Source organism: Janthinobacterium sp. KBS0711 (assembly GCF_000988085.1).
In the GTDB taxonomy this organism is placed as follows: Bacteria; Pseudomonadota; Gammaproteobacteria; order Burkholderiales; family Burkholderiaceae_D; genus Janthinobacterium; species Janthinobacterium lividum_E.
Window position 1 is genome coordinate 93766 of record NZ_LBCO01000014.1, and the last position, 14892, is coordinate 108657.

General features: G+C 61.5%; 13 protein-coding genes. 10 read left to right on the top strand and 3 right to left on the bottom strand.

Annotated elements, in window-relative coordinates; genetic code table 11:
* Complete coding sequence (locus VM94_RS09085) at positions 1-1122, top strand: HD-GYP domain-containing protein (protein ID WP_235432884.1); 1122 nt, start codon at positions 1-3, stop codon at positions 1120-1122.
* Between the two features lies 1 nt (position 1123).
* On the opposite strand, the gene VM94_RS09090 is transcribed toward VM94_RS09085, so the two are convergent.
* A complete protein-coding gene (locus VM94_RS09090) occupies positions 1124-1609 on the bottom strand; it encodes an SRPBCC family protein (protein ID WP_046683204.1) in 486 nt (161 codons plus the stop codon).
* 209 nt (positions 1610-1818) lie between these two features.
* Between VM94_RS09090 and VM94_RS09095 the strand changes: the two genes are divergently transcribed.
* Complete coding sequence (locus VM94_RS09095) at positions 1819-3879, top strand: UvrD-helicase domain-containing protein (protein ID WP_046683205.1); 2061 nt, start codon at positions 1819-1821, stop codon at positions 3877-3879.
* A gap of 7 nt (positions 3880-3886) precedes the next feature.
* Here the strand turns inward: VM94_RS09095 and VM94_RS09100 are convergent, their stop codons facing one another.
* A complete protein-coding gene (locus VM94_RS09100; protein WP_046683206.1) occupies positions 3887-4243 on the bottom strand; it encodes an addiction module antidote protein in 357 nt (118 codons plus the stop codon).
* A complete protein-coding gene (locus VM94_RS09105) occupies positions 4240-4626 on the bottom strand; it encodes a type II toxin-antitoxin system RelE/ParE family toxin (RefSeq protein WP_200899209.1) in 387 nt (128 codons plus the stop codon). Before VM94_RS09105 ends, VM94_RS09100 begins: the two co-directional genes overlap by 4 nt.
* A 160-nt stretch (positions 4627-4786) precedes the next feature.
* Here VM94_RS09105 and VM94_RS09110 point away from each other — a divergent pair, with 160 nt between their 5' ends.
* From VM94_RS09110 to VM94_RS27205, 8 genes are all read left to right on the top strand, one after another.
* The gene (locus VM94_RS09110) at positions 4787-5005 is read left to right on the top strand and encodes a SlyX family protein (protein WP_046683207.1); all 219 of its coding nucleotides are present in this window, start codon (positions 4787-4789) and stop codon (positions 5003-5005) included.
* Positions 5006-5159: 154 nt separating this feature from the next.
* On the top strand, positions 5160-7316 hold the full coding sequence (locus VM94_RS09115; protein ID WP_235432885.1) for a M3 family metallopeptidase: 2157 nt from the start codon (positions 5160-5162) through the stop codon (positions 7314-7316).
* 229 nt (positions 7317-7545) lie between these two features.
* The gene (locus VM94_RS09120; protein WP_046683209.1) at positions 7546-9699 is read left to right on the top strand and encodes a M3 family metallopeptidase; all 2154 of its coding nucleotides are present in this window, start codon (positions 7546-7548) and stop codon (positions 9697-9699) included.
* Positions 9700-9808: 109 nt separating this feature from the next.
* A complete protein-coding gene (locus VM94_RS09125; protein ID WP_034753881.1) occupies positions 9809-10021 on the top strand; it encodes a VF530 family DNA-binding protein in 213 nt (70 codons plus the stop codon).
* Between the two features lie 11 nt (positions 10022-10032).
* On the top strand, positions 10033-10311 hold the full coding sequence (locus tag VM94_RS09130; protein WP_034753883.1) for a DUF4404 family protein: 279 nt from the start codon (positions 10033-10035) through the stop codon (positions 10309-10311).
* Positions 10312-10538: 227 nt separating this feature from the next.
* Positions 10539-12800, top strand: a complete 2262-nt coding sequence (locus VM94_RS09135; RefSeq protein ID WP_046683296.1) for a YgiQ family radical SAM protein — start codon at positions 10539-10541, stop codon at positions 12798-12800.
* Between the two features lie 279 nt (positions 12801-13079).
* Positions 13080-14075, top strand: a complete 996-nt coding sequence (locus VM94_RS09140; RefSeq protein WP_046683210.1) for a zinc ribbon domain-containing protein — start codon at positions 13080-13082, stop codon at positions 14073-14075.
* 49 nt (positions 14076-14124) lie between these two features.
* Positions 14125-14850 (top strand): hypothetical protein, encoded by a 726-nt coding sequence (locus VM94_RS27205; protein WP_138828959.1) that lies wholly within the window; start codon positions 14125-14127, stop codon positions 14848-14850.
* The last annotated feature ends 42 nt before the right edge of the window (positions 14851-14892 follow it).

Genomic DNA, 14892 nt, shown 5'->3' on the forward strand with positions numbered 1-14892 from the left:
GTGAAAATTCGGCGCATTTACGCGGGAGAACTCGCCCTGGGCGTGGCCCTGCCTTGGGACGTGCATGGCGAGACGGGCAGCTTGCTGGCCAGGCTGGGCCATGTCATCAGCAGCGAGAACCAGATCGCATTGCTGCTCGCGCGCGGCGTCATCGCCGATACCAGTGCCGACGTGCCGCGCACGGCCACGGAAGCGCCGTCGGCGCTGCGCATGCTGAACCTTGTCACGGCCGGCCTGGCCCTCGTCTTGCCGGCCATTGCCGCCGGGCAGGCGGGCAGCCATGCATCCCTCGCGCCGCTGGCGCAGCTGGTGGAAGAGGCCGTTGTTCTGGACGCCGACGTGGCGCTGGCCTGTATTTTGCACAACCAGGGCGCGGGCGACTTTGCCGTGCGCCACAGCGTCGACACGGCCGTCATCACGGCCCTGCTGGCGCGCGCCCTGAAACTCGATGACGGCGTGATCCGCAGCGTGGTGCTGGCCGCGCTGAGCATGAATGTGGGCATGCTGGAACGCCACGCCCATTTTCAGCACAAGGCGGGCCCGCTGGACGCGCAGGAACGGGCCTATTTGCGGGCCCATCCGCAAGCGGGTGTCGACTTGCTGCGCGCGGCGGGCGTGACGGACGCCGTCTGGCTGCAAGCCGTGCTGCAGCACCATGAAAATATCGATGGCAGCGGCTATCCGCTGGGTACGCAAGGCGAGGCGATCGGCATCGGCGCGCGCCTGATCATGCTGGCCGACCGCTATTGCGCGCGCGTGTCGAAGCGCAGCTATCGCCAGCCCTTGCTGCCGAACGTGGCCCTGCGCGAAATGCTGATGGCCGACAAGGCTACCCTGGATGCGCCGCTGGCGTCCCTGCTGGTGCGCGAACTGGGCATCTACCCGGTCGGCACCTTCGTCAAACTGTTGAATGGGGAGGTCGGCGTCGTCACGCGCAAGGGGCTGAATGCCACCACGCCCCATGTGCAGTCGCTGGTCGGCCCCCGCGGCGCGCGCCTGGAAGTGCCGCTGCGGCGCGATACGCGCGTGGACTTGCATGCGATTCGCGAAGTGCTGAGCGCGGAGCAGGCGGGACTGCAGTTTCGCCCCGATCAGTTGTGGGGCCGCAGCGCGCGAATTTGATTTAGTTCAGCAAGCCCGCATCGAGCCGTCCTTCGAGCGCCAGTTCGCGCATGATGCGCACGGTGTCGATATCGGATTCCTTGTAGGCCGAGCGGCGGAAGTCGTCGTACAGGGCGTTGGCCGCATCGGTGGCTGCGTCGTGGCCGTCGTCGTACTGGAAGCGCACCCACATGCTCGCTTCATCGGGCATTTCGATGGTCATCACCAGCGAGGACGCGCTGATATCCTGTTGCGCCGGCACTTCGTAGCGCACCTGCAGTTGCGGTATCAGCACCACCTTGTCGTTGATGACCAGCTCGCCATAGCGCAGGCTGCGCGCGAAACCGGCATCGCTGCGCTCGCTGATCTGGCATTCGTCGAGGTGCGGCACGAACAGCTTCGGCGACTCGGCGCGCAAGACCAGGCCGCGCCAGACTTGTTCCAGGGTCAAGGTGTCGATCAGCGGGTTCAAGGGATCGTTGATTTCAATCAGGTGTTCAAATTTCATGGGACTGCCATTCGGTAAGTGGGCGCGCACGGGCGATATAGGCGGAATGGTACTCCAGGCGTGGCATCGCCGCACGCATTGAATCGGCCAAGATGGCGGCATATGGCGATATATCAATGCCATTGCCTGTTGTTCGGGCAGGGTTCGCCATGCAAATAGCCTGCGCGACGCTGTTACAATGGGCTGCTGTTCCCTGCGGAAATACCCTGATGTCCAAAGCACCACAGTTCGGTCTGAATGCGCCCCAAAGCGAAGCGGTTACCTACCTCGACGGCCCTTGCCTCGTGCTGGCGGGCGCCGGTTCGGGCAAGACGCGCGTGATCACGCAAAAGATCGCCCATCTGATCGAAGACCGGGGCTATGACCCGCGCACCATCGCCGCGCTGACCTTCACCAACAAGGCGGCGCTGGAAATGCAGGAACGCATCGCCAAGCTGTTGAAACAGCCGCGCCAGGCCAAGCAGTTGACAGTGTCGACCTTCCACTCGCTGGGCGTGAAAATCCTGCGCCAGGAAGCCAATGGCGTGGGCTTGAAGGACCGCTTTTCCATCATGGACAGCGACGACTGTTTTTCCCTCGTGCAAGATCTTGCCATTACCACCGATAAACAGGTCATACGCGGCATCCAGAATGCCATGTCCCTGTGGAAAAATGGCCTGATCGATCCGGACATGGCCCTGGCGCAAGCCAAGGATGAGGACGAAGCGAATGCGGCGCGCATCTACCGCAGCTATGTGGCCACCCTGTCCGCCTACCAGGCCGTCGATTTCGACGATCTGATCCGCCTGCCCGTGGAACTGTTCCGCAACAACGGGCCCGTGCGCGACAAGTGGCAGCGCCGCTTGCGCTATCTGCTCGTCGATGAATACCAGGATACGAACACTTGCCAGTACGAACTGGTGAAACTGATGGTGACGGGCATCGGCAAGAAGCCGATGTTTACGGCCGTGGGCGACGACGACCAGGCGATTTACGCGTGGCGCGGCGCCACCGTGGAAAATCTGAAAACCCTGGAAACGGATTTCCCCGATCTGCGCGTGATCAAGCTGGAGCAGAATTACCGTTCCACCATGCGCGTGCTGAACGCCGCCAATGCCGTCATCGGCAACAATCCTAAACTGTTTGAAAAGTCGCTGTGGTCGGAACACGGCCTGGGCGAGCCGATCAAGGTGCTGGGCATGCAGACGGACGAGCAGGAGGCGGAGCAGGTCGCCATCATGATCTCGGCCGACCATTTTGAACGCAAGAACAAATTTTCCGATTACGCGATTTTGTACCGGGGCAACCATCAGGCGCGCATCATCGAGCAGTGCCTGCGCAAGGAGCGCATCCCGTACACGATCTCGGGCGGCCAGAGCTTCTTCGACAAGGCCGAGATCAAGGACATCATCAGCTACCTGCGCTTGTTGGCGAATGAAGACGACGACCCGGCCTTCATCCGCGCCGTGACGACGCCGCGCCGTGGCGTGGGCCAGTCGACTTTGGAGGTGCTCGGTGCGTTCTCGGGGCAGTGGCAGTGCTCGCTGTTCCAGGCCGTTTTTAAAGGCGGCATCGAGGCCAAGCTGACGGACCGCCAACTGGGACCGCTGCGCGACTTCTGCAACTTCATCAACGACCTCGAATCGCGCGCCAGCCGTCCCGGCGCGGCCGGCAGCGGCGACAACGCGGCCGAAGTGCTGGACGACATGATGAAGGAAATCCACTACGAATCGTATCTGTACGATGCTTTCGAGGAACGCCAGGCGCAAAGCAAGTGGCAGAACGTGTTGGAATTCGTCAACTGGCTCAAGGAACGGGGCCGGGGCGGCAAGGACCGCGACGGCGAAGAAAAGAACGTGCTGGAACTGACGCAGATGGTGGCCTTGATGACCATGCTCGAGGGCAAGGACGAGGAACAGGACGCCGTGCGCATGTCCACCCTGCACGCGTCGAAAGGGCTCGAGTTTCCGCACGTGTTTCTGGTGGGCGTGGAAGAGGGGATCTTGCCGCACAAGGGCGACCCTGACGCGCCGGCCGAAACCATCGCCGCGCGCATCCAGGAAGAGCGGCGGCTGATGTACGTGGGCATCACGCGGGCGCAGCGCACCTTGCACATCACGTGGTGCAAGAAGCGCAAGCGGGCCGGCGAGCAAGTCCATTGCGACCCGTCGCGCTTCATCAAGGAAATGCAACTCGACGTGGGCGATGCCGTGCCGACGGAGGCGGAAGTCATTTCGCCGAAAGAACGCCTGGCGCGCATGAAGGCCTTGCTGGCCGCGCCGAAGGGCTAAGCGGCGTTTACGCTTCCACGGTGCCGTCGGGCGCGGTTTTCGGCACGATGGCCAGCTGCATGCCCAGCGCATCGAGCATCTTTAAAATGGTTTCAAAGCGCGGTTTACTGCCTTCGCGCAAGGCTTTATACGCGCCTTCACGCGTGATGTCGGCCCGGGCCGCCACCTTGCCCATACCGTAGGCGCGCACCACGTCGTTCATGGCGGACTGGAACAGTTCGGCGTTGCCGGTAGCGACGATTTCGCTCATGTAGGCGGCCACGGCTTCCTTGCTGGTCAGGTGTTGCGTCGGATCAAATTTGCTCAATCCCAGCGCGTCGAGGTCGTCGAGGTCGAAGGTATCGCCATGGATGTCTTGGTTCATGTCTTTCGTGCTCCTGTCGATGGGCTGGCTGCCGCTTTTTGCTTCCGGATGGCCGCCTGTTGGGCTTTCAATGTTTTCAGTATCGCTTGCGCGTGCTTGATGTCGCGCCGCTGGCTCGACTTGTCGCCACCGAGCAGCAGCAAGATCAGGGTGCCCAGGTTGGTCTCGTGAAAATACACGCGCCAGCCCGGTCCCGTCTGTAAAAAACGCAGCTCGCACACGCCTTCGCCCACGGGCCGCCAGTCGCCCTTTTTACCGTGCTGCAAATGCTTGATGCGCGCATCAATGGCGGCGGCAGCCACGTCGTGCAGGGAGTCTTCCCAGCGGCGGTATTCAGCCGTCTTGCGCGTGTCGATCAGGTCAGGCAAAGTAGATACGTCCATTGTAATCGTTTGTTCTCATTCGTCAAGCGGTTTGATTCAGTCATAAGGGAAGAATAGGCAGAAATGGCCGCCTGACCGATGAGAATGGACGAGGTTTGTCCTGGCTCACGCCGCTGCGGCGGTAGAATGCCGCTTTCAGTCAGGAACCACCGAGAGCACCATGGACAATGCAGAACAGATGGAAATACGTTTCGTCGATATCGAAATCAAGCTGGCGCAGCAGGAAGACCTGGTCGAATCGCTGAACCAGATGGTGTACCAGCAGGGCAAGCGCATCGACCAGTTGGAAGCGATGCTGCACAAGCTGGGCGAACATGTGCGCGATGGGGCACAGCAGGCAAATGGCGGGCTGGTGAACGAGCGTCCGCCACATTACTAAATCGGCATCGTGACGCGGGACACATGAAAACCGTTCCTCACTGGCGGGCGCGCTACCATCGGTAGTTGCTGGTGACGCAAGTGTTTCAGGCTGTTATTATTTCAGGCTGGCCCGCGACACAATCGCGGCTCTCTTGCGTTTCTTGAAAGAAGACATGACCCGTCCAACAATGCTCGTCATCGCCGCCAGCCTGATGCTGGCGCCAGCCGCCGCTTTTGCCGCCACCGCGGCGCCTGCCACTATCGCTACCGCGGCGGCAACGCTGCCTGCCTCGAACCCGTTTGCGCAAGCGAGCAGCCTGCCATTCAACTATCCGCCGTTCGACAAGGTGCAGGACGCGGACTACGCGCCCGCCTTTACGGCAGGCATGGCCGCCAACCTGGCGGAAATCAGTGCGATTGCGAACAACAAGAAACCAGCCACGTTCGACAACACCATCGTGGCCATGGAGCGCTCGGGCCAGTTGCTGAGCCGTGTGCGCACCGTATTTTCCGTGATGTCCGGCTCGAATACGAATGACACGATCCAGGGCCTGGAACGCGAGCTGGCGCCGAAAATGGCGGCCCACAGCGACGCGATCATGCTCAACGACAAATTGTTCAAGCGCATCGACACCCTGTACGCCAAGCGCGACAAGCTGGGCCTCGATGCCGAATCGAAACGCTTGCTGGAGCGTTACCACACGGACTTCGTGCGCGCCGGCGCCAAGCTGTCGGCGGCGGACAAGGAAAAGCTGCGCGCCTACAACGGCCAGCTCGCTGCCCTGTCGACCAAGTTCGCACAAAATGTGCTGAAGGAGTTGAACGCCTCCGCCGTTGTCGTCGACACGCGCGAAGAACTGGACGGCCTGTCGCCTGCCGCCATCGAAGTGGCTGCCGGCCTGGCCAAGAAGCGCGGCCTGGACGGCAAATACGTGATCGCCCTCGTCAACACGACAGGGCAGGCGCCGTTGTCGCTGCTGACCAACCGCACCTTGCGCGAACGCATCATGGCCGCTTCGCAAGCGCGCGGCAGCCGTGGCGGCGAGTTCGACAACACCCAGGAAGTGCTGGAACTGGCAAAACTGCGGGCCGAACGTGCCGCGCTGATGGGCTACCCGAACTACGCGGCGTATTCGCTGGAAGACCAGACGGCGCACGACACTACCGCCGTGAACGCCCTGCTGGGCGAGTTGGCGAAGCCGGCCGTCGTCAATGCGCGCCGTGAAGCGGACGATATCCAGAAGGTCATCGATGCAGGCAAAGGCGGCTTCAAGGTGGGCGCCGCCGACTGGGCCTTCTATAGCGACAAGGTACGCGCCGAACGCTACAACTTCGACGAGACGCAGTTGAAACCGTACTTTGAAATGCACAGCGTGCTGACCAAGGGCGTGTTCTTTGCCGCTGGCAAGTTGTACGGCCTCACGTTCAAGCAGCGCACCGACTTGCCCGTCTACACGTCCGACATGCTGGTCTACGACGTCTTCAATGAAGACGGCACGCAGCTGGCGATTTTCACGCTCGATCCTTACGCGCGCAGCAACAAGCGCGGCGGCGCTTGGGCGAATGCCTATGTAGGCCAGTCGACCTTGCTGGGCCGCAAACCCGTCATCGCGAATAACCTGAACATTCCAAAGCCGGAAGCGGGCCAGCCGACCCTGATGACGTTTGACGAAGTCAACACCATGTTCCACGAATTCGGCCATGCGCTGCACGGCATGTTTTCGAACGTGAAATACCCGCGCTTTGCCGGCACCAGCGTGCCGCGCGACTTCGTCGAGTACCCGTCGCAAGTCAATGAAATGTGGGCGCTGTGGCCGGAAGTACTGCAAAACTATGCCAAGCATTATCAGACGGGCGCGGCGATTCCCGCCGAACTGCTGGCGAAAGTGACGGCGGCCGACAATTTCAACCAGGGCTACAAAACCACGGAATACCTGGCGTCGGCCCTGCTGGACCAGCGCTGGCACCAACTGACCCCGGCGCAAATCCCCACCGACGTGCTGGCGTTTGAAAAAGCCGCCTTGACGGATGCCGGCGTCGATTTCGCCCCGGCGCCGCCGCGCTACCGCACCACCTACTTCTCGCACGCGTTCGCGGGCGGCTACTCGGCCGGCTACTACGCGTATTTGTGGTCGGAAAAGCTTGATGCCGACACGGTCGAGTGGTTCAAGGAAAACGGCGGCCTGACGCGCAAGAACGGCGACTGGTTCCGTACTAAACTGCTGTCGCGCGGCGGCAGCGCCGATGCGCTCGACATCTACCGCAACTTCCGCGGCCGCGATGCGAAGATCGAGCCGCTGCTGGAACGCCGTGGCTTGAACGGCAAGTAATCCTCGTACCCTTCACCGGCCTGGCCGGTGATGAACATCAGTGGCCGCCAAGCAATGGGCGGCCATTTTTATTTGGCGAATCGCCACGCAGACCGTGGTAAACCGCGCAGTTGGCGTGATGCACCACAGGATCGCCCATGTTGGATGACGCCTGTGTGACAGGCTGCTATGATCTGCCACTGGCCCGCGACGCGATCGCGGCTCTTCCCCGCGCTTTCAGAAAGATGTCATGATCCGTCCACAACTGCTCGTCATCGCCGCCAGCGTCATGCTGGCCCACGCCGCTCCGTCCGCCATGGCTGCCGCCACCGCAAAATCGGCGCCCGCCGCTGCCATCAGCGCCCAGAACCCCCTGCTGAAAGCCAGTCCGCTGCCATTCCAGATGCCGCAATTCGGCCTGATCAAGGATGAGCACTACGCGCCGGCGTTTGCCGAAGGCATGAAACGCCAGCTGGCTGAAGTCAACGCCATTGCGAACAATCGCCAGGCGCCCACGTTCGAGAACACCATCGTGGCGCTCGAGCGCACGGGGCAGCTGCTGCACCGCGTGAATAGCATCTTCAGCAACATGACCTCGACCAATACCAATGCCGTGCTGGAAGCGGTGGAAGTGGACGTGTCGCCAAAACTGGCCGCGCATGGCGATGCCATCACCTTGAATCCGAAATTGTTTACCCGCATCGACACCCTGTACGCCAAGCGCGACAAGCTGGGCCTCGATGCCGAATCCCTGCGCTTGCTGGAGCGCTACCACACGGACTTCGTGCGCGCCGGCGCCAAGCTGTCCGATGCGGACAAGGAAAAATTGAAAGCCTATAACGCCGAGCAGGCAGGCCTGGAAACGGCCTTCGCGCAAAACGTGCTGAAGGAAACGAATGCCAAGAGCATCGTCGTCGACACGCGCGCCGAACTGGCCGGCATGACCGACAGCGATATCGACACGGCCGCCGCCGCCGCCAAGGAACGCGGCTTGACGGGCAAGTTCGTCATCGCCCTCGTGAACACCAGCGGCCAGCCGCCGCTGGCCGTATTGACGGATCGTAAGACACGCCAGCGCCTGATGGATGCGTCGCTGAACCGGGGCAGCCAGGGCGGCGAGTTCGACAACCGCGCCATCGTGCTGAAGCTGGCGAAACTGCGCGCCGAACGGGCCACCTTGCTCGGTTACGCCAACTACGCCGCGTATTCGCTGGAAGACCAGACGGCCAAGACGACGACGGCCGTCAACACCCTGCTGTCGGAACTGGCGAAACCGGCCGTCGCCAACGCGCGCCGCGAAGCGGCCGACCTGCAGCAAGTGGTCGATGCGGAAAAGGGCGGTTTCCAGGTGGCAGCGGCCGACTGGGCCATCTACACGGACAAGCTGCGCAAGCAGCGTTTCAATTTCGATGAAAACGAGCTGAAACCGTACCTGGAATTGAATAGCGTGCTGAACAACGGTGTCTTCTTTGCCGCCAATAAACTGTACGGCATCAGTTTCAAGGAACGTAAAGATCTGCCGGTGTACAACCCGGACGTGCGCGTCTACGACGTGCTCGACTCCGACGGCAAGCCGCTGGCCCTGTTCATCGCTGACTTCTATGCGCGCGGCAACAAGCATGGCGGCGCGTGGATGAATGAATACGTGTCGCAGTCAATGCTGATGGGCACGCACCCGGTCGTGGCCAATCAATTGAACATTCCAAAGCCGCCGGCCGGCCAGCCTACCTTGCTGACCTTCGACGAAGTGACGACCATGTTCCACGAATTCGGCCATGCGCTGCACGGCATGTTTTCGAACGTGAAATATCCGCGCTTTGCCGGCACCAGCGTACCGAGCGACTTCGTCGAGTATCCATCGCAAGTCAACGAAATGTGGGCCGTGTGGCCGGAAGTGCTGCAAAACTACGCCAAGCACTATCAGAGCGGCGCGGCCATGCCGCAGGAATTGCTCGACAAGGTCACGGCGGCGAAGAAATTCAACCAGGGTTTCATGACGACGGAATACCTGTCGGCAGCGTTGCTGGACCAGCGCTGGCATCAGCTGGCGCCAAGCCAGATCCCGACCGACGTGCTGGCTTTTGAAGCGGCGTCGCTGAAAGACGCTGGTGTCGATTACGCGCCCGTGCCGCCGCGCTACCGCACCAGCTACTTCTCGCACAGCTTCTCGGGCGGCTATTCGGCCGCGTATTACGCTTACCTGTGGTCGGAAAAACTGGATGCGGAATCGGTCAACTGGTTCAAGGAAAACGGCGGCCTGACGCGCAAGAATGGCGACTGGTTCCGCAGCAAATTGTTGTCGCGCGGCGGCAGCGTCGATGCGCTGCAACTGTTCCGCGACTTCCGCGGCCGCGATGCCACCGTGGAACCGCTGCTGGAACGCCGCGGCTTGAACGCGAAGTAAGACGCCCTCATCAGAAGCTTGCGTTGCGTTGACATGGCGCACGCAAGCTTTCCGTGCCGGCGGCGTAGAATTGAGTAAGATGTAATTAAGAAGGCAGTCGAAAGAGTATATGAGTCAGCAAGATTTGAATGGCATTACCCTGGAAGGTATCGTGACGCGCCTGCAAGCCCACTACGGCTGGGACGGCCTGGCCAAGCACATCGATATCAATTGCTTCATCAGCGATCCCAGCATCAAGTCGAGCCTGAAGTTTTTGCGCAAGACCCCGTGGGCCAGAAGCAAGGTGGAACAATTGTTCCTGGACACGCAATTTACTGACTGACAGGAAAAAACATGGATAGCAAACTCAAGGAATCGTTGCAACAACTGCATTCGACACTGGAAACCAGCGGCCCCGTCGATGAAGAACTGCATGGTTTGCTGCAAAAACTCGATGTCGACATCAAATTGCTGATGGAAAAGCGCGCCGCGCAGGAACAGGAAGAAGAGTCGACCACCTATGGACTGGCCGAGCGCAGCCAGGAATTGTCGGCCAAGTTTGCCGTCAAGCACCCGAAACTGGAGCCGGCGCTGCGGGAACTTGGTGAAATTCTTGCCAACATGGGTATTTGAATAAATTGCGGGAATTGTCGGGCCTTGTCCTGCCGGGACGGGCCTTCTTTCTCCCAAGTAATTGAAAAATAAACGTTTTTTGTACTGAAATCCAACAGTAAAAAGCAGGCCGTCAGGTTGGAAATGGCCAATTCCGGTACAATCCGTACCCTATGAGCTCCCCTACCAATTTATTTGCGACCGTTCCCAAGCGGTCTGCCCGCGCTGCCGTGGCGCCTTTCCTGCCGATGTCGCGTGCCGAGATGGACGCGCTGGGCTGGGACCAGTGCGACGTCATCCTCGTCACGGGCGACGCCTACATCGACCATCCGAGTTTCGGCATGGCCCTCGTTGGCCGCCTGCTCGAAGCGCAAGGTTACCGCGTTGGCATCATCAGCCAGCCGGACTGGCTGTCGGCCGACGCGTTCCGTATCCTCGGCAAGCCGCGTCTGTACTACGGCATTACCGCCGGCAACATGGATTCCATGGTCAACCAGTACACGGCCGACCGCAAGATCCGCTCCGACGACGCCTACACGGCCAATGCCGAACCGAATAAACGCCCGGACCGCGCCGTTACCGTGTACGCCCAGCGCGCGCGCGAAGCATATCCCGACGTGCCCATCGTCATCGGCAGTATCGAAGCATCGTTGCGCCGCATCGCCCATTACGATTACTGGTCGGACAAGGTCCGCCGTTCCGTCTTGCCCGATTCCAAGGCCGATCTGCTGATCTTCGGCAATGCCGAACGGGCGCTGGTCGACCTGACCCACCGCCTGGCCGCCGGCGAATCGATCAAGGATATCCGCAATTTGCGCGGCACGGCCTTCATGGTGCCGTCCGGCTGGTTGCCCGGTGACGACTGGGGCGTGCACAATTCCACCCGCGTCGACGTGCCCGGTAAGATCGATCCGCACTACAGCCCGTATGAGATGGTGCAGGAAGACAAGACCGCCTGCGCCACGGAAAATGCGTCGAAATCGGCCGAAGTCATCAAGCCGATCCGTATCATGAGCCGCGAAGAGCGCCTGGCCATGGCCAAGGAAAAGCACGACAAGACGGTCGTGCGCCTGCCCGCCTACGACGTCGTCAAGGATGACCCCGTCATGTATGCGCACGCGTCGCGCGTGTTCCACCTGGAATCGAATCCCGGCAATGCGCGCGCCATGGTGCAGGCGCACGGCGAACGCGACGTGTGGCTCAACCCGCCGCCGTTGCCGCTGGCCATGGACGAGATGGATGGCGTGTATGACATGAATTACGCGCGCGCCCCGCACCCAAGCTATGGCAAGGCGCATATCCCTGCCTGGGAAATGATCCGCTTTTCCGTCAACATCATGCGCGGCTGCTTCGGCGGCTGCACCTTCTGCTCGATCACGGAACATGAAGGCCGCATCATCCAGAGCCGTTCGGAACCGTCGATCCTGCGCGAAATCGAGCATATCCGCGATAAAACCAAAGGTTTTACAGGCACCATTTCCGATATGGGCGGTCCGACGGCGAATATGTATCGCCTTGCCTGCAAGGAAAAAGAGATCGAAGTCTCATGCCGCCGCCTGTCGTGCGTCTACCCGTCCATCTGCGTGAACCTGGGCACGGACCACAGCAAGCTCATCTCGTTGTACCGCAAGGCGCGCGCCATTCCCGGCATCAAGAAAGTCTTGATCAGCTCGGGCTTGCGCTACGATCTGGCCGTGCGTTCGCCCGAGTACGTGAAGGAACTGGTCACGCACCACGTGGGTGGCTTGCTGAAGATCGCGCCCGAGCACACGGAAGAGGGCACCTTGTCGAAGATGATGAAGCCCGGCATCGGTGCGTACGACGAGTTCAAGGAAATGTTCGACCGTTTCTCGCTGGAAGCGGGCAAGAAGCAGTATCTGATTCCGTATTTCATCGCCGCCCATCCGGGCACGACGGACCTGGACATGCTGAACCTGGCCCTGTGGCTGAAGAAGAACAACTTCAAGCTCGACCAAGTGCAAACCTTCATGCCCACGCCGATGGCCATGGCCACGACCATGTACCACACGCGCAAGAATCCTTTGCGCAAGGTCACGGCGGATTCGGAAGTGGTGGAAACGGCCCGTAGCGGCAAGATCCGCCGCACGCACAAGGCGTTCCTGCGCTACCAGGACCCGGCCAACTGGCCGATCCTGCGCGAAGCGCTGGTCAACATGGGCCGTGGCGACTTGATCGGCAATGGCGACAAGCATTTGATACCCGCCTGGACGTCGTCGGAATCGGGCGGCCTGGCCGCAGGCGAACGCAGCCGCCAGACGCATGGTGCCGGCACGCCGGACAAGTTCAAGGTCACGCCGGGCAAGAACCGCATCGCTCTGGGCGGTACGGCAGCGGCGCCCAAAGCGTCGGCCGCCGAGTCGAAGGTGCGTCCATCGATCTTGTCGACCATCAAGACCAAGGCCAAGCCGGCCGCCGCGCCGATGGGCCGTGGCAGCAAGCCGCCAGCCAAGGGCGGCCATGGGGCGCCGGCACGAGGCGGACGCAAGTAAGCGGTTCTTCCCCCTCGGGCATTGACTGAAACCCGGCAACGCGACCTGCGTTGCCGGGTTTTTTGCTATCGGTGCACCAGGATGGGGCGGCGGACCGCCGTGGTGGCGGGATTTTTACCAATATTTAAAAATTGAATAGAGCAAAAGGCAATTTTCCCTTGTGGCAACTTGGTGTTTGAAAATATACTCGTTGAATATTTAGCCGTACGGCAACAAAGCTGCCATTCTGGCAAGCGCCAGCGTACGCGATTCCAGCGTTGATATGAAAAGAGATGCCAATTGAAATGCCTTTCCTGCCAGGCCGAGAATAAGCCGGGCGCCAAATTCTGCTCTTCCTGCGGCACGACGTTTGCCGTTGCCCCGGCCGACGCTCCCACTCCCGTGCCAGGCAAATCCTGTGGCCAATGCGGCCATGACTGCAAGCCCGACGCCAAGTTCTGCCCCAAGTGCGCGTTCAGCTTTGCCGTGGCGCCCGTTGCCGCGCCGGTGCCGCCGCCGCTGCCGGAACCTGTCATCGAGGCCGTGATCGAGCCAGTTACCGAGCCCGTCGTTGAGCTTGTTGTTGAGCCCGTTCCGACGCCAGTGCCGGAGCTGGTCGCGCCACCGCCGCCACCACCTGTGCTGGAAAAGCGCCGTGCCGAGCCTGTGCCCGAACCTGTACCCGAGCCAGCTCCCGCCCCCGATGTGCCGGCGGACAGCCCGCCGGCTGGCAACCGCACGAAACTGATCGCCGCCGCCGTCGCAGCGGTAGTGCTGCTGGGCGGTGCGGGCGCTTACTATTTCCTGTCAAGCAAGCCGGTTGCAGCGGCGCCGGAACCCGTTCCAGCCTTGCCCGCGCAGGCGGACCCTGCGCCTGCAGCCGAGCAGCCGCTGGCCATCAGCGACCCGGTGCTCGATGGCGCCACGGCGACTGCGCCTGCCACGACATCTGCGGCGGCCGCAGCCGAACCGGCGCCAGTGCCGGCCGCCGTTCCTGCACCAGCCCCTGTTCCGGCACCCGCACCAGCACCGGCCCCCGTCACGGAAAAACCGGCCAAGCCCGTCAAGGTGACACCACCGGCTGCGCCTGTCAGCAAGAATTCCGGCCTGGAAAGCGTGATCACGGAGAGCCTGTCGGAAGCGAGCCATTGCATGAGCCAGCGCAAATACGACTGTGCCATTGCCAACGCGAATGCCGTGTTGCGCATGGACACGGGCAACCGCCATGCGCTCGACATCAAGCGCAAGGCGAAGGAAGCGCAGGACAAGGCGCTGTCGCAAATCCAGATCGAGTAAGCCGTGTGGCTTGCCTTCCATTCCTATTTTGATCTTTCCGGAGAATAACGTGAAAAACTTGAAACAAATTGCCAAGCCCATGGTGGCGCTGCTGGTCGTGTCTTCGATGCTGGCCGGTTGCGCCGCGCCGGGCGGCCCTGGCGCCACGGGTAACACCACCGCTGCAGGTACGGAAGCGGCCAGCGGCGAATGCAATACGGCCATGCTGGCCGGCATCGGCGCCGTCGTGGGCGGCTTGCTCGGAGGTGGTAACAATACCGTGCGCGGCGCGGCCCTGGGCGCCAGCTTGGGCGCGCTCGCTTGCGTGGCCTTGAATTATCAAAGCCAGCAAGTCAAGACGTCGCAGCAGGTGCAGGCCGACTACAAGGTGGCCAACAAGGGCAAGCTGCCCGAGCAGTCGACCCTGGTGAAATACGAGACGGGCTTTACGCCGTCGTCCGTGCGTCCGGGCCAGAAGGCGCAGACCAATTCGTATATCGAAGTGGCGGCCGGTACGCGCGATCCGAACCCGCTGGTGGAAGAGGAATTGAGCCTGTACAAGCCAAGTGGCGAACTGATCAAAACCGTGCGCAAGGTCGTCAGCAGCAATAACGGCAGCGGCGCCTACAAGGGCGGCTTCTCCATTCCCATGCCGGAAGGCGTGCCGCAAGGCATTTACCCGGTACGCACGGCCCTGTACCTGAATAGCAAGCGCGTCGGCGGCCAGGACGTCAAGCTGCAGATCGTCCAGCGCCAGGCGCCTGTTTCCGATCTGCAACTGGCGCTGGCCTACTAACACAGCATGACCACGGGGCAGCCAGGCAGGCGGCCCCTTCCG